The organism is Pseudomonas sp. LBUM1644, assembly GCF_059716195.1.
The window spans coordinates 368,928-386,664 of sequence record NZ_CP166812.1 but is presented as its reverse complement, the minus strand read 5'-3'; the positions used below and the strand labels follow the sequence as shown (position 1 = coordinate 386,664).

Below are 17,737 nucleotides of genomic sequence, written 5' to 3'. Positions count from 1 at the left end.
CTTTTGCTTGAGGACCACCAATTACTATGTCCATGACTCCCCGTGAAATCGTCCACGAACTCAATCGCCATATCATCGGCCAGGACGATGCCAAGCGCGCCGTCGCCATCGCGTTGCGTAACCGCTGGCGCCGGATGCAGCTGCCCGAAGAGCTGCGCGTTGAAGTAACCCCCAAGAACATCCTGATGATCGGTCCGACCGGTGTCGGTAAAACCGAGATCGCCCGTCGCCTGGCCAAACTCGCCAACGCACCGTTCATCAAGGTCGAAGCGACCAAGTTCACTGAAGTCGGCTACGTCGGCCGTGACGTCGAGTCGATCATCCGCGACCTGGCTGATGCGGCGATCAAGCTGCTGCGCGAACAGGAGATGACCAAGGTTCGTCACCGTGCCGAAGACGCCGCTGAAGAGCGCATCCTCGACGCATTGCTGCCTCCGGCACGCATGGGTTTCAGTAACGAAGACGCCGCACCGTCGGCCGACTCCAACACCCGCCAGCTGTTCCGCAAGCGCCTGCGCGAAGGTCAGCTGGATGACAAGGAGATTGAAATCGAAGTCGCTGAAACGGCCGGCGTCGATATCTCCGCGCCACCGGGCATGGAAGAAATGACCAACCAGTTGCAGAGCCTGTTCGCCAATATGAGCAAGGGCAAACGCAAGAGCCGCAAGCTCAAGGTCAAGGAAGCGCTGAAACTGGTGCGTGACGAAGAAGCCGGCCGCCTGGTCAACGACGAAGAGTTGAAGGCCAAGGCCCTGGAAGCGGTCGAGCAGCACGGCATCGTGTTCATCGACGAAATCGACAAAGTTGCCAAGCGCGGCAATTCCGGCGGCGTCGATGTATCCCGTGAAGGCGTACAGCGCGACTTGCTGCCGCTGATCGAAGGCTGCACCGTCAACACCAAACTGGGCATGGTCAAGACCGATCACATCCTGTTCATTGCCTCGGGTGCGTTCCACTTGAGCAAACCGAGCGACCTGGTGCCTGAACTGCAAGGTCGCCTGCCGATTCGTGTCGAGCTCAAGGCGCTGACGCCTGATGACTTCGAGCGCATCCTCAGCGAGCCGCACGCATCGCTCACCGAGCAATATTGCGCGCTGCTGAAAACCGAAGGCCTGGCCATCGAGTTCCAGCCGGACGGCATCAAGCGCATCGCCGAGATCGCCTGGCAGGTCAACGAGAAAACCGAGAACATCGGTGCCCGTCGCCTGCACACCTTGCTCGAGCGCCTGCTTGAAGAGGTGTCGTTCAGCGCCGGCGACCTGGCCAGCGCGCATGACGGTAAAGTGATTTTGATCGACGCCGATTACGTCAACAGCCACCTCGGCGAATTGGCGCAGAACGAAGACCTGTCCCGTTATATCCTGTAGGTCTCCTGTTCCCCTGTAGGAGCTGCCGCAGGCTGCGATCTTTTGATCTTGCCATTAAAAGATCGCAGCCTGCGGCAGCTCCTACAGGGTGCTCCACCCAGACGGACGACCTTTCATGACTCAGTTGCCCACCGACATCAAACTGCACAAAGCCTCGAAAACCCTGTCGCTGAAATACGCCTCGGGCGAGGAACATCACCTGCCCGCCGAGTTCCTGCGCGTGCACTCTCCTTCCGCCGAGGTCCAGGGCCACGGCAAACCTATCCTGCAATTTGGCAAGATCGGCGTAGGCCTGACCCAGGTAGAACCGGCCGGTCAGTACGCACTGAAGTTGACCTTCGACGACGGCCATGACAGCGGCCTGTTCACCTGGGAATATCTGTACCAGCTGGGAGTCCGCCAGGAGGATCTGTGGAACGATTATCTTGCCGAACTCAAAGCCGCCGGAAAAACCCGCGACCCGAACCAGTCCATCGTCAAACTGATGCTCTAAGTCAGGCCTCTTGCTCATTAGAGGGCATTTTCTAATTCCATCTGTTTGAATGCTCCGCCTCAGGGTCGTCGAATGGCCCGCTTGCGAAAAAAATTAAACTCGGGTAACCAATGGAACTGGCAAGTTCCCTGCAGTGCTCTCTGCGATAAAAAAGCAGCGATGCAGTATTAACGGTCACCCGAGTAGTAGTACCTGGCTTTGGCTGTGTGACTGCACAGTTGGACTCAGGTATTCGTCTCAGGACAATGGAGCGTCGTAGATGAGTAACAAGAATAACGATGACTTGAAGTATCAAGCCTCGGAAAATACCTTGGGGCTGAATCCTGTCGTTGGGCTGCGTGGAAAGGATCTACTGGCTTCTGCTCGCATGGTGCTCAGGCAAGCGATCAAACAACCGATTCACAGTGCCAGGCATGTCGCCCATTTCGGCCTTGAACTGAAGAACGTGTTGTTTGGCAAATCCGAGCTGCAACCCACGAGCGATGACCGTCGCTTCGCCGATCCAGCCTGGAGCCAGAACCCGCTCTATAAACGTTATCTGCAAACTTACCTGGCGTGGCGCAAGGAGCTCCACGACTGGATCGACGACAGCAATCTCCCCCCCAAAGACGTCAGTCGCGGGCACTTCGTAATCAACCTGATGACCGAAGCCATGGCCCCGACCAACAGTGCGGCCAACCCGGCGGCAGTCAAACGCTTCTTCGAAACCGGCGGCAAAAGCCTGCTCGACGGCCTTTCGCATCTGGCCAAGGATCTGGTGCACAACGGCGGCATGCCGAGCCAGGTCAACATGGGTGCGTTTGAAGTCGGCAAGAGCCTGGGCGTGACCGAAGGCGCCGTGGTGTTTCGCAACGATGTGCTGGAACTGATCCAGTACCGGCCAACCACCGAACAAGTGCATGAGCGCCCACTGCTGGTGGTGCCGCCGCAGATCAACAAGTTCTATGTCTTCGACCTGAGCCCGGACAAGAGCCTGGCGCGCTTCTGCCTGCGCAATCATGTCCAGACCTTCATCGTCAGCTGGCGTAACCCGACCAAGGAACAGCGCGAGTGGGGCCTGTCGACCTACATCGAAGCGCTCAAGGAAGCGGTCGACGTGGTCACCGCGATCACCGGCAGCAAAGACATCAACATGCTCGGTGCATGCTCCGGAGGCATCACCTGCACCGCGCTGCTGGGCCACTACGCCGCGATCGGCGAAAAGAAGGTCAACGCCCTGACCCTGTTGGTGAGCGTGCTGGACACGACACTGGAGAGCGACGTGGCACTGTTCGTCGACGAGCAAACCCTCGAAGCGGCCAAGCGTCAATCCTATCAGGCAGGTGTACTGGAAGGCCGCGACATGGCGAAGGTCTTCGCCTGGATGCGCCCCAACGATCTGATCTGGAACTACTGGGTCAACAACTACCTGTTGGGCAATGAGCCGCCAGTGTTCGACATTCTGTTCTGGAACAACGACACCACCCGATTGCCCGCCGCTTTCCACGGCGACCTGATCGAGATGTTCAAAAGTAATCCACTGATTCGCCCCAATGCACTGGAAGTGTGCGGCACGCCGATCGACTTGAAACAGGTCACGGCCGACATCTTTTCCCTGGCCGGGACCACCGACCACATCACACCGTGGAAGTCCTGCTACAAGTCGGCGCAGCTGTTCGGCGGCAAGGTCGAATTCGTGCTGTCTAGCAGCGGGCATATCCAGAGCATTCTGAACCCGCCGGGCAACCCGAAGTCACGCTACATGACCAGCAGCGAAATGCCGGTCAAGGCCGAGGACTGGCAGGAAAACGCCACCAAACACACCGATACCTGGTGGCTGCACTGGCAGGCATGGCAGGCCGAGCGTTCGGGCAAGCTGAAGAAATCCCCGACCAGCCTGGGCAACAAAACCTACACCGCCGGTGAAGCAGCACCCGGCACCTACGTACATGAGCGGTAACTGACACCCCACCTTGTAGGAGCTGCCGAAGGCTGCGATCTTTTGATTTTGCTTTTAAAAACAAGATCAAAAGATCGCAGCCTGCGGCAGCTCCTACAAGGGATCGGGGATGAATTAACCCATAGGGCCTGAAGCATGCCGCAACCGTTTATTTTTCGTACCGTCGACCTGGATGGCCAGACCCTCCGCACGGCGGTACGCCCCGGCAAGCCTCACTTGACGCCCTTGCTGATTTTCAACGGCATCGGCGCCAACCTGGAGCTGGTGTTTCCGTTCGTCGCGGCATTGGACCCGGACCTGGAAGTCATCGCTTTTGACGTACCCGGTGTCGGTGGTTCTTCGACGCCGAATCGGCCGTATCGCTTTCCAGGCCTGGCGAAACTCACCGCGCGAATGCTCGACTATCTCGACTACGGGCAAGTCAACGTGATCGGCGTTTCATGGGGCGGCGCCCTCGCCCAGCAGTTCGCCTACGACTATCCCGAGCGCTGCAAGAAACTGGTGCTGGCGGCCACGGCGGCCGGTGCGGTGATGGTGCCGGGCAAGCCGAAGGTGCTGTGGATGATGGCCAGCCCGCGGCGCTACATCCAGCCGTCCCATGTGATCCGCATTGCGCCAATGATCTACGGCGGCGCGTTCCGGCGCGACCCGACCCTCGCCGCCAGCCACGCGGCAAAGGTGCGCTCGGCGGGCAAGCTCGGTTACTACTGGCAGCTGTTCGCCGGCCTCGGCTGGACCAGCATTCACTGGCTGCACAAGATCAATCAGCCGACCCTGGTGCTGGCCGGCGATGACGACCCACTGATCCCGCTAGTCAACATGCGATTGCTCGCGTGGCGAATTCCCAATGCTCAGTTGCACATCATCGACGATGGTCATCTGTTCCTGATTACCCGTGCCGAAGCGGTCGCACCGATCATCATGAAATTCCTCGAGGAGGAACGGCAGCGCGCAGTGATGCATCCGCATCCGGCGCCACTGGGCGGTTAACCCGACCCTACATCGCTCGGCAGGACGCCGCGCCGCGCAACAACCCGTTACAGCGTCTATGGTGTTCTGGTTCGGTGTGTTTTGTATTTGGCCTGAAGACGAAGGAGTGTTGATTCATGCGCGAAAAACCAGCGAGGGACTTCTTGCCCACTCCCGCCGCGTTCATCAACGCGCAGAGTGCGATTACCGGCCTGCGGGGGCGGGACCTGTTTTCGACCCTGCGCAGTGTGGCCGCCCATGGCTTGCGCAACCCGGTGCACAGCGCCAGACACGCCTTGAAACTGGGCGGTCAATTGGGCCGCGTGCTGCTGGGTGAAACCCTGCACCCGACCAATCCACAGGACACTCGCTTTGCCGATCCGGCGTGGAGCCTCAATCCTTTTTATCGCCGCAGCTTGCAGGCCTACCTGAGCTGGCAGAAACAGGTCAAAAGCTGGATCGACGAGAGCAACATGAGCCCGGACGATCGTGCCCGCGCCCACTTTGCGTTTGCCCTGCTCAATGACGCAGTTTCGCCGTCCAACAGCTTGCTCAATCCGCTGGCGATCAAGGAGATCTTCAACTCCGGTGGCAACAGTCTGGTGCGCGGCCTCGGCCATCTGGTCGACGACTTTCTGCACAACGACGGCCTGCCGCGACAAGTCACCAAACAGGCTTTCGAGGTCGGCAAAACGGTTGCCACCACCACCGGTGCCGTGGTGTTTCGCAATGAATTGCTGGAGTTGATCCAGTACAAGCCGATGAGCGAAAAGCAGTATTCCAAACCGCTGCTGGTGGTGCCGCCACAGATCAACAAGTACTACATTTTCGACCTGAGCCCGCACAACAGCTTCGTCCAGTTCGCCCTGAAAAACGGCCTGCAAACCTTCATGATCAGTTGGCGCAACCCGGATGTGCGCCATCGTGAATGGGGACTGTCGACGTACGTTGAAGCCGTCGAAGAAGCGATGAATGTGTGCCGGGCGATCACCGGTGCTCGTGAGGTCAACCTGATGGGCGCCTGTGCCGGCGGGCTGACCATCGCGGCGCTGCAAGGCCACTTGCAGGCCAAGCGGCAACTGCGGCGGGTGTCCAGCGCGACGTACCTGGTGAGCCTGCTCGACAGTCAGATGGACTCTCCAGCGACCCTGTTCGCCGATGAACAAACCCTGGAAGCGGCCAAGCGTCGCTCCTATCAGAAAGGAGTGCTGGACGGGCGCGACATGGCCAAGATCTTCGCCTGGATGCGCCCCAATGATTTGGTCTGGAGCTATTTCGTCAACAACTACTTATTGGGTAAAGAGCCGCCGGCGTTCGACATCCTCTACTGGAACAACGACAACACGCGCCTGCCGGCAGCCTTCCACGGCGACCTGCTGGACTTCTTCAAGCACAACCCGCTGAGCCATCCCGGCGGACTTGAAGTGTGTGGCACGCCTATCGATTTGCAGAAGGTCACGGTCGACAGCTTTAGCGTGGCAGGCATCAACGACCACATCACACCGTGGGATGCGGTGTACCGCTCGACATTGCTGCTGGGGGGCGAGCGGCGCTTCGTCCTGTCCAACAGCGGTCATGTGCAGAGCATTCTCAACCCACCGAGCAATCCGAAAGCCAACTTTGTCGAGGGTGCGAAACTGAGTAGTGACCCACGGGCCTGGTATTACGATGCCAAGCAGGTCGACGGCAGTTGGTGGACCCAATGGCTGAGCTGGATTCAGGAACGCTCGGGTGCGCAAAAGGCAACCCTGATGACGCTCGGTAACCAGAATTACCCGCCGCAGGAGGCGGCCCCCGGGACTTACGTGCGCGTGCGCTGACTTTCCAACCACCACGGCCGATGCCGGCCGTGGCATGACTCGACCACTAAGAAGACTGGATGAAAACCCGCGACCGGATCCTCGAATGTGCCCTGCAGTTGTTCAATCAGAAGGGCGAACCGAACGTCTCCACTATGGAAGTTGCCAACGAAATGGGCATCAGCCCGGGCAACCTCTACTACCACTTCCACGGCAAGGAACCGCTGATTCTCGGCCTGTTCGAGCGCTTTCAGGGCGAAATGGCGCCACTGCTCGATCCGCCTTCCGACGTGGAACTGGCACCAGAAGATTATTGGCTGTTCCTGCACTTGATCGTCGAGCGCCTGGCTCACTACCGGTTCTTGTTCCAGGACTTGTCGAACCTGGCCGGACGACTGCCGAAACTGGCCAAGGGCATACGCAACCTACTCAATGCGCTAAAGCGCACATTGGCTTCATTGCTGGCTCGGTTGAAGGCTCAGGGGCAATTGGTCAGCGACACGCAGGCGTTGGGGCAACTGGTAGAGCAGATCACCATGACGCTGCTGTTCTCGCTGGACTATCAGCGGATTCTGGATCGCGAAGGGGAAGTGCGATTGGTGGTTTACCAGATCATGATGCTGGTAGCGCCGCACTTGTTGCCGCCGATCAAGGTGGCGACCGAGCAGATGGCGATGCAGTATCTGGAGGAGCATTAAGATCAACAGATCGCAGCCTGCGGCAGCTCCTACAGGGGATGCGATCTTTTGATCCTCAAACAAAAACGCCCGACCTTTGCAGGCCGGGCGTTTTTTTGAGTCCTGGAATCAGGACTGACTGGTTGGCGTCGATGGAGCTGGCGCGGCAGTCGGGGTGACAGCAGGGGTCGGCGCGGCAGCAGAGTTCGTTGTGCTGGCCGGAGTCGACGGGGTTGCCGGTTTCGCGGCAGCCACTGCTGGTTTTGGTGCAGCGGCTTTCGGCGCTGCCGGTTTTTTCACCGCAGGCTTCTTCGCTGCGGCAGGTTTTGCCGCTGGCTTGGCTGCTGCGCTTTTCACTGCAGGTTTAGCCGCTGCGGTTTTGGCAGCCGGTTTGGCTGCGGCTTTGGCGGCGACCGGTTTGGCTGCTGCCTTGGCTGCGGCAGGTTTTGCTGCGGCAGTTTTAGCAACAGACTTGGCTGCGGACGCGACTTTCGCTGCGGTTTTGGCAACCGGTTTAGCGGCAGCTTTTGCCAGTGGCTTGACTGCGCTTTTGGTGGCCGGTTTGGCCGCCGCGGTTTTCGCCGCAACAGGCGCAACCTTGGCACCGGTGAGTTTCTCGATTTGCTTGGTCAGGGTATCGACCTTGCTGTGCAACGCTTTGACTTCGTTGCGGCTCGGTACACCCAGGCGCGAAATGGCGCTGTTCAGGCGCTTGTCGAAAGCGCCTTCCAACTCATCCCACTTGCCCAGCGCACGATCCTTCACGCCAGTGATGCGCGACTTGGCCGACGAAGCGGAGTCCTTGGCGGCATCGACTTTTTTGCCCACAGCGCTCTTGGTGAGCTTCTCGGCTTTCTCGCCGTCTTTAACCAATGTATCGAAGAGCTTGCTGCCGTCAGTGTCGATCTTCGAGTACACGCCTAAACCAGCCAGCCAGATTTTGCGGGAGTAGTCTTCGACTTTCCCGATCCACGAGCTGCCTTCTTTTTCGACGTTCTTTTTACCAGCCATCCCGTTCTCCTTAAGATTTACGCGCGACGCGTTCGAGCAATGCCGTCAGCTCATCGAGCTTAGCAGAGAGTGTCTCAACGTCATGTTTAGACGGAATGCCGATACGATTCAAGGCACTTGCGACACGCGAGTCAAAAGCCTTCTCGACCTTGTCGAGTTGAACTTCGACCTTGCCTTTGAAAGTACTGACTTCACTCTTGGCGTCATCGATCTCGGCGTTAGCGGCTTCAAGTTTCTCGGCAACTACCTTTTTGCCTTTAGTTTCAACAGTTTGACCAGCCTTGATCAACTCTTGAAAGTATTCGCTGCCCTCTTGTCCGACCTTGGTGTAAGCACCCAGGCCTGCCAGCCAGATCTTGCGGGCATAGGATTTGACGTCGCCCAGAGCAGTGGTCGATGCGTCGATTTTTTTCTTCAAAATAACTTTGGCCATGGTGCACCTCACGCGCAGAAGGTTTGAGGAACTGCCCGCGAAAGTGTCGGGCTCAGGCACAAAGTAGGGAGAAAAATTAGAAACGGCACCCTAACAACTGACATATACCGGTGGTGCCCTTGGGAAAAGATCGCAGCCTTCGGCAGCTCCTACAGGTGTACACCAATCCCTGTAGGAGCTGCCGAAGGCTGCGATCTTTTAACGATCAAGCCAACGCTTTATCAAGGGCCTTTTCAATTTCCGATTTGATCGTGCCGCTCATGGCGGACATCAACAGACCCAGTTCGACATCAACCTTGATCGAATTCTCGCCCACATGCACCGCCCCTTTCACACCGGTGCGCTTGAGGTTCAGGGTGTCGCCGGACCACTGCGGCTCCAGGCCATACTGATCGGACAGTTTCTGCGCCAGCTTGTCGGCCTTCTCGCGGGCCGCTTCCTTGCCCAGGCCGTGGGCACGTTCAACACTAATACGGGCCATCGAATGACTCCTGATTTATGGATACTTTCCTGAAGCATCTTGACCGCTGCTGCGGCAAAACGTCCCGGTGGTTGCCTATCTTACCTTCAGCCTTGCCAAGACAAAGCAGGCCACCGGGATTAGAATGTCCCGCATTCTCTTCTGGTGACAGCGATATGACTGATCAGCGCAAAGGCAGCGATGCCGAACCCACCACTCACTTCGGTTTCAAAAACGTTCCGGAAAGCCAAAAAGCGGAAAAAGTCGCTGAGGTTTTCCACTCGGTAGCCGCCAAGTACGACTTGATGAACGACCTCCTGTCGGGCGGCATGCACCGTCTGTGGAAGCGTTTCGCGATCGAACTGTCGGGCGTACGCACGGGCAACCGCGTGCTGGACATCGCCGGCGGTACGGGCGACCTGACCAAGAAATTCTCGCACCTCGTAGGCCCGACCGGCCAGGTGGTGTTGGCCGACATCAACGAATCCATGCTCAAGGTCGGTCGTGACCGCCTGCTGGACCTGGGTGTCGCCGGCAACGTCGATTTCGTCCAGGCCGATGCGGAAAAGCTGCCGTTCCCGGATAACCACTTCGACTGCGTGACCATCGCTTTCGGCTTGCGCAACGTGACGCATAAAGAAGACGCCTTGCGTTCGATGCTGCGCGTCCTCAAGCCAGGTGGCCGCCTGCTGGTGCTGGAATTCTCCAAGCCCACCAACGCGCTGATGTCCAAGGCCTACGACGCCTACTCGTTCGCCTTCATGCCGCTGATGGGCAAGTTGATCACCAACGACTCGGAAAGCTATCGCTACCTGGCCGAATCGATCCGCATGCACCCGAATCAGGAAACCCTGAAGTCGATGATGGTCGAGGCCGGTTTCGACCGCGTGACTTACCACAACATGACCGCAGGCATCGTTGCCCTGCACCGCGGCATCAAGCCCTGATGCTGCTGACCGGCCTGCTTGCCAGCGTCGAACTCGGCCTGAACCGGGTGCTGCGTCTCGACAGCACGGCGCTGCCGCGGCTGGCGCATTTGCGCGGCAGGGTGATTGCCGTCGACTGCCGCAGCCCGGCGCTGCAAGTGTTCATCCTGCCCAGCGACGAAGGCCTGATGCTGGCGTCCCACTGGGAAACCGGCGCCGACTGCACCTTGCGTGCACCGGCCTCCAGCCTGTTGAAACTGGCGATGAGCAAGGACAAGACCTCGATCCTGCATGGCCCTGAAGTCGAACTCGACGGCGACAGCGGCGTGCTGCTGGAACTGGCGGCCATCCTGCAGGACCTCGAGCTGGACTGGGAGTACGAACTCTCCCGCTGGCTGGGGCCTGTCGCCACGCATTTGGTCGGCGGTCACCTGCGCAGCCGCGCGCGCTGGTATCAGCAAGGGTTCGCCAGCCTCAATCAGAACCTTGGCGAATACCTGGCCGAAGAATCGCGCACCCTCGTCGGTCAGCGTGAAGCCGAAGCCCGATTCAGTGAACTGGACCAGATCAAACTCGATCTGGAACGTCTCGAGGCGCGTTTCGAGCGCCTTTCCCGATCCCTCGACCCAAGCGATAACGCATGAAGCTGCTTGCCGTCCGCCGTTTGTTGCGCATCCAGCGCGTTGTGATTCGCTACCGCCTCGATGACCTGTTGTTCGCCCTGCCGCTGCCGTGGTTTCTGCTGGCGCTGCGTTATGCCTTGCCGTGGCGCTGGTTCCCGCGCAAGACGCTGGACCTGAGCCGTGGCGCACGATTGCGCCTGGCGTTGCAGGACCTGGGGCCGATTTTCATCAAGTTCGGGCAGATTCTCTCCACCCGCCGCGACCTGCTGCCGGAAGACATCGCCGATGAGCTGATGAAACTTCAGGACCGCGTGCCGCCGTTCGACTCACAAGTGTCGGTCAAGCTGATCGAAGAACAGCTCGGCAAAAAAATCAGTGAAGTCTTCAGCCGTTTCGACGTCGAGCCCCTGGCCTCCGCGTCGGTGGCACAGGTGCATGCCGCGCAACTGAAAACCGGTGAAGAAGTGGTGGTCAAGGTGATCCGCCCGGGCCTGAAGCCGATCATCGCGCAGGACCTGGCGTGGCTGTTCATCCTCGCCCGCGCCGCCGAAAAACTCTCGGCCGACGCACGCTTGCTGCACCCGGTGGACGTGGTCCTGGACTACGAAAAAACCATCTACGACGAACTCGACCTGCTGCGCGAGGCTGCCAATGCCAGCCAGTTGAAGCGCAACTTCGAAGGCTCGCCGCTGCTGTACGTGCCGCAGGTCTACTGGGACTGGTGCCGGCCGAAAGTGCTGGTGATGGAGCGTATCTACGGGATCCAGGTCACCGACCTGACCACCCTGGCCGACCAGCGCACCGACATGAAAATGCTCGCCGAGCGCGGTGTGGAAATCTTCTTCACCCAAGTGTTCCGCGACAGCTTCTTCCACGCCGACATGCACCCGGGCAACATCTTCGTCAGCACCGTGAACCCGTGGAGCCCGCAATACATTGCGATCGACTGCGGCATCGTCGGCAGCCTGACCCCGGAGGACCAGGATTACCTGGCGCGCAACCTGTTCGCCTTCTTCAAGCGTGATTACCGTCGCGTCGCGCAGCTGCACATCGATTCGGGCTGGGTGCCGGCGGAAACCAAACTCAACGAATTCGAAGCGGCGATCCGCACCGTGTGCGAGCCGATCTTCGAAAAACCGTTAAAAGATATTTCCTTCGGTCAGGTGCTGATGCGCTTGTTCCAGACCGCCCGACGTTTCAACATGGAAGTGCAGCCACAGCTCGTGCTGCTGCAAAAAACCCTGTTGAACATCGAAGGCCTGGGCCGTCAGCTGTACCCGGACCTTGATTTGTGGAACACCGCCCAGCCGTTCCTCGAACGCTGGATGCGTGAGCGCGTCAGCCCCAAAGCCCTGCTTGGCAACGTGCAGAGCCAGTTTGAACAACTGCCGCACCTGGCCAACATGGCGCGCGACCTGCTCGAGCGCATGTCGCAGCCCCACGCCTACGATCCGCCGCCACCGTGGCATCGACGCCGGGATGATTGGTTCCTGCGGCTGCTCGGCACCGCTCACCTGGCCGGCGGCGCGATACTGGCCGTTGGCGGTCCGCTGAACGAACTGGCTTACTGGCCGGCCGGAATCATGATGGCTGTCGGTTTGTATCTGGTCGTTCGCCGATAGCCGGATTGAGCTGCAAGCGATAAGCTTCAAGCTTCAAGCGCTTCGTTCACACGACGCAGATAGTTTTTTACTTGCAGCTCGAAGCTTAATGCTCGCCGCTGCTCCGGGACGGAACATGAAAAACTGGCTGGACGAGATCAAGTGGGACGCCAACGGCCTGGTGCCGGCGATCGCACAGGATCACAAGACCGGGCGCGTCCTGATGATGGCCTGGATGAACCGCGAAGCGCTGGAGCTGACCGCTGCCGAGAACCGTGCCATTTACTGGTCGCGTTCCCGTGGCAAGCTGTGGCGCAAGGGTGAAGAGTCCGGCCACGTGCAGACCCTGCATGAGATGCGCCTGGACTGTGACGCCGACGTGATCATCCTGATGGTCGAGCAGATCGGTGACATCGCTTGCCATACCGGCCGCCAGAGCTGCTTCTATCGCGTCTTCGAAAACGGCGACTGGACAACCGTCGACCCAATTCTGAAAGATCCGCACGCTATCTATTCCGCAGGACACACACATGAGTGACACTCTGACCCGTCTGGCCCAGGTGCTGGAAGAACGCAAAGGCGCCGCCGCCGATAGCTCGTATGTCGCCAGCCTGTACCACAAGGGCTTGAACAAGATTCTGGAAAAAGTCGGCGAAGAGTCGGTCGAAACCATCATTGCCGCCAAGGACGCCGCCATCAGTGGTGACTGCAGCGATGTGATCTACGAAACCGCCGATTTGTGGTTCCACAGCATGGTCATGCTCGCCCAACTGGGGCAGCATCCACAGGCTGTACTTGATGAACTGGACCGTCGCTTCGGTCTGTCCGGACACGCCGAGAAAGCCTCGCGCCCGTCCGCCTGAACAATTATTAGAGAGGAGCAGCAACATGGGCATTTTTGACTGGAAACACTGGATCGTCATCCTGGTTGTTGTCGTGCTGGTGTTCGGCACCAAGAAACTGAAAAACCTCGGCACTGACGTCGGCGAGTCGATCAAGGGCTTCAAAAAAGCCATGAACGATGACGAAAAACCGGCTGATCCGACCGTCACCCCGGCCCAACCGGTTCCGCCTGTTCAGCCACAGACCACGCAGTCCGTGAACCAGCCGCACACCATCGACGTGCAGGCACAAAAAGTCGAAGAGCCGATCCGCAAAGACGTGTGAGCACTGACTAATGTTTGGTATCAGCTTCTCTGAACTGCTGCTCGTCGGCCTCGTTGCCCTGCTGGTGCTGGGTCCCGAACGTCTGCCGGGTGCTGCGCGCACCGCCGGCCTGTGGGTCGGGCGCCTGAAGCGCAGCTTCAACGCGATCAAACAGGAAGTTGAACGTGAAATCGGTGCCGACGAGATTCGTCGGCAACTGCACAACGAGCACATTCTGTCCCTGGAGCAGGAGGCGCGAAAAATCTTCACGCCGACCCAGCAGGAAGCCACACCGGTGCAGCCGGTCGAGCCCGTGGCAACGCCGACGATTCATTCGCCAGTGGTGGAAGCTGCGCCTGCCGAACCTGCGCCCGTTGCTGCACAGACAACGGTTGAACCTGTTACACCCGCGGCTGCGCCTGTTGCGCCGGCCCCTCATGACCCAACACTGCCGCCGCGAGCCCCATGAGCGATCTTCCTGAAAACGACCAGCACATGCCGCTGGTTTCGCACCTCACCGAGTTGCGTACCCGCCTGTTGCGCTGCGTAGCGGCGATCTTCATCATCTTCGCCGGGTTGTTCGCCTTTACCCAGCAGATCTACACCTTCGTCTCGACACCGCTGCGCGCCTACCTGCCGGCCGGCGCGACGATGATTGCCACCGACGTGTCGTCACCGTTCCTGACGCCGCTGAAGCTGACCATGATGGTCTCGCTGTTCCTGGCAATTCCCGTGATCCTGCATCAGATCTGGGGCTTCATCGCGCCGGGTTTGTACAAGCACGAGAAGCGCATTGCCGTGCCATTGCTGATGTCCAGCATCGTGCTGTTCTACACCGGCATGGCGTTCGCCTATTACCTGGTCTTTCCGCTGATCTTCAAATTCTTCGCCGCCGCCACCCCGGCCGGCGTGGAAATGATGACCGACATCACCAGCTACCTCGATTTCGTCATGACGCTGTTCTTCGCCTTCGGCGTGGCGTTCGAAATCCCGGTAGCCGTGGTGCTGCTGGTGTGGATCGGCGTGGTCGACGTCAAATACCTGAAGAAGATCCGCCCGTACGTGGTCATCGGCTGCTTCGTGGTCGGCATGATCCTGACGCCGCCGGACATCTTCTCGCAGACGTTGCTGGCCGTGCCGATGTGGTTGCTGTTTGAAATCGGCGTGCTGTTCGGCGGCCTGATCAGCAAACGTGGCGAGCACCCGGACGACCAGCCGGCTGACGATCACAACGACCAGCCGCCAGCGACCCAGCCGTGAACCTGCTACTCCTCGAAGAGGCCGACTTCATTGCGGCTGACCGGGCGATCCTGCGCGATCGCCGGTTGACGCACATGCAGGAAGTTCACCGCTGTGAAGTGGGTGACAGCATGCGCGTCGGGCGAATCGGCGGTCTGATGGGATCGGCCGAAGTGCTGCGCCTGGACGCCGATGAAGCCGAATTGCGTGTCGTCCTCGACCAAGCACCACCGGCCAAGCTGCCGCTGACCCTGGTATTGGCCCTGCCACGCCCGAAAATGCTGCGCAGGGTGTTTCAGACTGTCGCGGCCATGGGTGTGCCACGGATCGTGCTGGTGAACAGCTACCGCGTCGAGAAGAGCTTCTGGCAAACGCCGTTCCTGGAGCCCGAGGCGATTCGCGAGCAACTAATCCTCGGCCTCGAGCAGGCTCGGGACAGCGTGCTGCCGGAGATTGTCATCGAGAAGCGCTTCAAGCCGTTCGTCGAAGATCGCCTGCCGGCGATCACCGAAGGCACCCTCGGCCTGGTCGGTCATCCCGGCAATTACCCGCCCTGCCCCCGTGGACTGGACGAACCGGTGACCCTGGCCATCGGCCCCGAAGGCGGGTGGATTCCTTACGAGATCGAGCTGCTGGGCAAGTCCGGCCTGCAACCGGTGCAACTGGGCGAACGCATCCTGCGCGTCGAAACCGCCGTCACCGCACTGCTCGCCCGCCTCTTCTGATTTCACACCTCCCGGTGCTGCTCGCCCGCCTCTCCTGATTTCATACCGACCGGTACTGCTCGCCCGCCTCGCCTGATTTCACACCGACCCTGTGCTGCTCGCCCGCCTATCCTGATTTCATACCGACCTGTGCTGCTCGCCCTCCTATCCTGATTTCATACCGACCTGTGCTGCTCGCCCTCCTATCCTGATTTCACACCGACCTGTGTAGGAGCTGCCGAAGGCTGCGATCTTTTGATCTTGGCGATCGTGAGATTGCCGAAGATCAAGATCAAAAGATCGCAGCCTTCGGCAGCTCCTACAGAATCCCGCCCGCCTGCCGATACAGACCCCATAAATCCAATTTGTGGTCCTGGGGAGTTGCAGCATGTACCGATGGCTAGCCGAGAATCTGGGGAACATCAGCGTTAATCGCAAACTAAGCGTCGGCTTTGGACTCGTGCTGTTGCTGACCTTGTTGATCACCTTCACCGGCTGGACCGGGCTGACGGGCGTAATGAGTCGCGGCGATAAGCTGGGCTTCATTTCCGATCTCAATGGGCTGACCAAAGACCTGCGCATCGCCCGCATGGATTACGAAATGCGTCGTGGCGAACAGGGCCCGGGCGCCGTCAACGAATTGCTCGGGCAACTCGACACCGGCCTGCAAACCGCACGCAAGATGATCGAGCAACCCGCCGATGTGGCGATGATTGATCAGCAACTGGCGGCCGTCAGTGAATACAAGCAAGCCTTTACCGTCATGACCCAGGCCGGCGCCAACCGCGAAGATGCTCGCAGCAAACTCGGCGCCACTGCCGACAACGCCGTGGCCCGCGTCGCTGAAGTCGAGAAGTCCATGTTGCAGGGCGACAGCGTCGCCGACTTCAACAGCGTGATCGACCTTAGCAAACTGATCCAGCAGGCGCGTTTCCAGGTCCGCGGCTACACCTACAGCGGCAAGACCGAGGCCGAGCAACCCGCACTGGATGCCATCGACAGCGCGCTGAAAAACCTTGATAGCCTGCCGTCCAAACTGCCGGAACAGCATATTGCCAACCTGCAACAAGCTACCAACTCGCTCAAGGCTTACCGCGCCGCCGTCAGCCAATACCGTGATTCTCAGGTAGCCAGCGCTGCGTCACTCAAACGCATGGCTGAGCAAGGCGACATCCTGCTCGACGTCAGCAACAAACTCACCGTCTCGCAAACCAACGTCCGGGATACAGACGCCGCCAGCGCCAAGAACATGCTGCTGCTGGCCACCGGCCTGGCGCTCGCCTTTGGCATGCTCGCCGCCTGGGCCATCACCCGCCAGATCGTGATCCCCCTGAACCAGACCCTGAAAGTGGCCGAGCGCGTCGCGGCTGGCGACCTGACCCAGAACCTTATTTCCCAGCGTCGCGACGAACTCGGTCAGCTCCAGCGTGCCATGCAGAGCATGACCCTGGGCCTGCGGGAACTGATCGGCGGCATCAGCGATGGCGTCAGGCAAATCGCCAGCGCCGCCGAAGAGTTGTCGGCCGTCACCGAACAAACGAGTGCCGGGGTCAACAGCCAAAAGGTCGAGACCGACCAAGTGGCCACCGCCATGAACGAAATGACCGCCACGGTGCAGGAAGTCGCGCGCAACGCCGAAGAAGCTTCCGAAGCGGCCGTTGCAGCGGACCAGCAGGCTCGCGAAGGCGACAAAGTGGTCGGCGAAGCCATCGCCCAGATCGAGCGCCTGGCCTTGGAAGTCGGCAACTCCACCGCCGCCATGGGCGACCTGAAGCGTGAAAGCGACAAGATCGGCAGCGTGCTCGACGTGATCAAATCCGTGGCCCAGCAAACCAACCTGCTGGCCCTCAACGCCGCCATCGAAGCCGCACGTGCCGGTGAAGCCGGTCGCGGTTTTGCCGTGGTCGCTGACGAAGTTCGCAGCCTCGCCCAGCGCACCCAGAAGTCCACCGAAGAAATCGAAGAGCTGATCGTCGGCCTGCAAGCCGGCACCCAACAAGTCGCAACCATCATGGACAACAGCCGCGCCCTGACCGACAGCAGCGTCGAACTGACCCGCCGCGCCGGTGGCTCGCTGGAAAGCATCACCCGCACGGTGTCGGCGATTCAGACGATGAACCAGCAGATTGCTGCCGCCGCCGAACAGCAAAGCGCAGTGGCCGAAGAGATCAACCGCAGCGTGCTGAACGTGCGAGATGTGTCCGAGCAGACTTCGGCAGCGAGTGAAGAGACAGCGGCGTCCAGCATTGAGCTGGCGCGGTTGGGGACGCATTTGCAGATGTTGGTAGGCAAATTCAGGACCTGAAGTGTGCACTTTCTAAAAAGGGGATAGTTCTGAACAACTACCCCC

Annotated in this window: 19 protein-coding genes and 1 pseudogene; 17 read left to right on the top strand and 3 right to left on the bottom strand. The window is 59.7% G+C overall.

Annotated elements, in window-relative coordinates:
* Positions 1 to 26 precede the first annotated feature (26 nt).
* The 6 genes from hslU to ACA052_RS01805 all read left to right on the top strand — a co-directional run bounded on the left by hslU (position 27) and on the right by ACA052_RS01805 (position 7,265).
* A complete protein-coding gene (hslU, locus tag ACA052_RS01830) occupies positions 27 to 1,367 on the top strand; it encodes an ATP-dependent protease ATPase subunit HslU (RefSeq protein ID WP_497648138.1) in 1,341 nt (446 codons plus the stop codon).
* A 115-nt stretch (positions 1,368 to 1,482) separates the two neighbouring features.
* Entirely contained in the window at positions 1,483 to 1,860 is a 378-nt protein-coding gene (locus ACA052_RS01825; protein ID WP_497648137.1) for a gamma-butyrobetaine hydroxylase family protein, read from the top strand.
* Between the two features lie 259 nt (positions 1,861 to 2,119).
* Positions 2,120 to 3,799, top strand: a complete 1,680-nt coding sequence (phaC, locus tag ACA052_RS01820) for a class II poly(R)-hydroxyalkanoic acid synthase (RefSeq protein ID WP_497648136.1) — start codon at positions 2,120 to 2,122, stop codon at positions 3,797 to 3,799.
* Positions 3,800 to 3,934: 135 nt separating this feature from the next.
* Positions 3,935 to 4,789, top strand: coding sequence for a poly(3-hydroxyalkanoate) depolymerase (phaZ, locus tag ACA052_RS01815; protein WP_497648135.1), 855 nt, complete (start codon positions 3,935 to 3,937; stop codon positions 4,787 to 4,789).
* 116 nt (positions 4,790 to 4,905) lie between these two features.
* Positions 4,906 to 6,588, top strand: a complete 1,683-nt coding sequence (phaC, locus tag ACA052_RS01810; RefSeq protein ID WP_497648134.1) for a class II poly(R)-hydroxyalkanoic acid synthase — start codon at positions 4,906 to 4,908, stop codon at positions 6,586 to 6,588.
* Between the two features lie 59 nt (positions 6,589 to 6,647).
* Positions 6,648 to 7,265, top strand: coding sequence for a TetR/AcrR family transcriptional regulator (locus tag ACA052_RS01805; protein WP_497648133.1), 618 nt, complete (start codon positions 6,648 to 6,650; stop codon positions 7,263 to 7,265).
* Between the two features lie 108 nt (positions 7,266 to 7,373).
* Here the strand turns inward: ACA052_RS01805 and ACA052_RS01800 are convergent, their stop codons facing one another.
* The 3 genes from ACA052_RS01800 to ACA052_RS01790 form a co-directional block, all read right to left on the bottom strand.
* On the bottom strand, positions 7,374 to 8,255 hold the full coding sequence (locus tag ACA052_RS01800; RefSeq protein WP_497648132.1) for a phasin family protein: 882 nt from the start codon (positions 8,253 to 8,255) through the stop codon (positions 7,374 to 7,376).
* A 10-nt stretch (positions 8,256 to 8,265) separates the two neighbouring features.
* Positions 8,266 to 8,688, bottom strand: coding sequence for a phasin family protein (locus tag ACA052_RS01795; protein ID WP_497648131.1), 423 nt, complete (start codon positions 8,686 to 8,688; stop codon positions 8,266 to 8,268).
* A gap of 205 nt (positions 8,689 to 8,893) precedes the next feature.
* Positions 8,894 to 9,169, bottom strand: a complete 276-nt coding sequence (locus ACA052_RS01790; protein ID WP_497648130.1) for a polyhydroxyalkanoic acid system family protein — start codon at positions 9,167 to 9,169, stop codon at positions 8,894 to 8,896.
* A gap of 155 nt (positions 9,170 to 9,324) precedes the next feature.
* Here ACA052_RS01790 and ubiE point away from each other — a divergent pair, with 155 nt between their 5' ends.
* From ubiE to ACA052_RS01735, 11 genes and pseudogenes are all read left to right on the top strand, one after another.
* The gene (gene ubiE / locus ACA052_RS01785) at positions 9,325 to 10,095 is read left to right on the top strand and encodes a bifunctional demethylmenaquinone methyltransferase/2-methoxy-6-polyprenyl-1,4-benzoquinol methylase UbiE (RefSeq protein ID WP_497648129.1); all 771 of its coding nucleotides are present in this window, start codon (positions 9,325 to 9,327) and stop codon (positions 10,093 to 10,095) included.
* Complete coding sequence (locus ACA052_RS01780; RefSeq protein WP_497648128.1) at positions 10,095 to 10,718, top strand: ubiquinone biosynthesis accessory factor UbiJ; 624 nt, start codon at positions 10,095 to 10,097, stop codon at positions 10,716 to 10,718. The genes ubiE and ACA052_RS01780 overlap by 1 nt, the downstream gene beginning before the upstream one ends.
* Positions 10,715 to 12,319 (top strand): ubiquinone biosynthesis regulatory protein kinase UbiB, encoded by a 1,605-nt coding sequence (gene ubiB / locus ACA052_RS01775; protein WP_497648127.1) that lies wholly within the window; start codon positions 10,715 to 10,717, stop codon positions 12,317 to 12,319. The genes ACA052_RS01780 and ubiB overlap by 4 nt, the downstream gene beginning before the upstream one ends.
* Positions 12,320 to 12,434: 115 nt before the next feature.
* Positions 12,435 to 12,836 carry a phosphoribosyl-AMP cyclohydrolase gene (gene hisI, locus ACA052_RS01770; protein WP_497648126.1) on the top strand — a complete coding sequence of 134 codons (402 nt, stop codon included), beginning with the start codon at positions 12,435 to 12,437 and terminating at the stop codon, positions 12,834 to 12,836.
* A complete protein-coding gene (locus ACA052_RS01765; protein ID WP_007899279.1) occupies positions 12,829 to 13,161 on the top strand; it encodes a phosphoribosyl-ATP diphosphatase in 333 nt (110 codons plus the stop codon). The genes hisI and ACA052_RS01765 overlap by 8 nt, the downstream gene beginning before the upstream one ends.
* A 25-nt stretch (positions 13,162 to 13,186) precedes the next feature.
* Positions 13,187 to 13,465: a twin-arginine translocase TatA/TatE family subunit gene (locus ACA052_RS01760; RefSeq protein ID WP_010464483.1), complete on the top strand. Its 279-nt coding sequence runs from the start codon at positions 13,187 to 13,189 to the stop codon at positions 13,463 to 13,465.
* 10 nt (positions 13,466 to 13,475) lie between these two features.
* The gene (tatB, locus tag ACA052_RS01755) at positions 13,476 to 13,913 is read left to right on the top strand and encodes a Sec-independent protein translocase protein TatB (protein WP_497648125.1); all 438 of its coding nucleotides are present in this window, start codon (positions 13,476 to 13,478) and stop codon (positions 13,911 to 13,913) included.
* Complete coding sequence (tatC, locus tag ACA052_RS01750; protein ID WP_090176639.1) at positions 13,910 to 14,704, top strand: twin-arginine translocase subunit TatC; 795 nt, start codon at positions 13,910 to 13,912, stop codon at positions 14,702 to 14,704. The genes tatB and tatC overlap by 4 nt, the downstream gene beginning before the upstream one ends.
* Positions 14,701 to 15,408, top strand: a complete 708-nt coding sequence (locus ACA052_RS01745) for a 16S rRNA (uracil(1498)-N(3))-methyltransferase (protein WP_497648124.1) — start codon at positions 14,701 to 14,703, stop codon at positions 15,406 to 15,408. The genes tatC and ACA052_RS01745 overlap by 4 nt, the downstream gene beginning before the upstream one ends.
* Before the next feature lie 367 nt (positions 15,409 to 15,775).
* A pseudogene (locus ACA052_RS01740) lies at positions 15,776 to 16,834 on the top strand (methyl-accepting chemotaxis protein); the annotation flags it as partial.
* Positions 16,820 to 17,692 carry a methyl-accepting chemotaxis protein gene (locus ACA052_RS01735; RefSeq protein WP_497650253.1) on the top strand — a complete coding sequence of 291 codons (873 nt, stop codon included), beginning with the start codon at positions 16,820 to 16,822 and terminating at the stop codon, positions 17,690 to 17,692. The pseudogene ACA052_RS01740 and the gene ACA052_RS01735, both read left to right, overlap by 15 nt.
* Positions 17,693 to 17,737 lie beyond the last annotated feature (45 nt).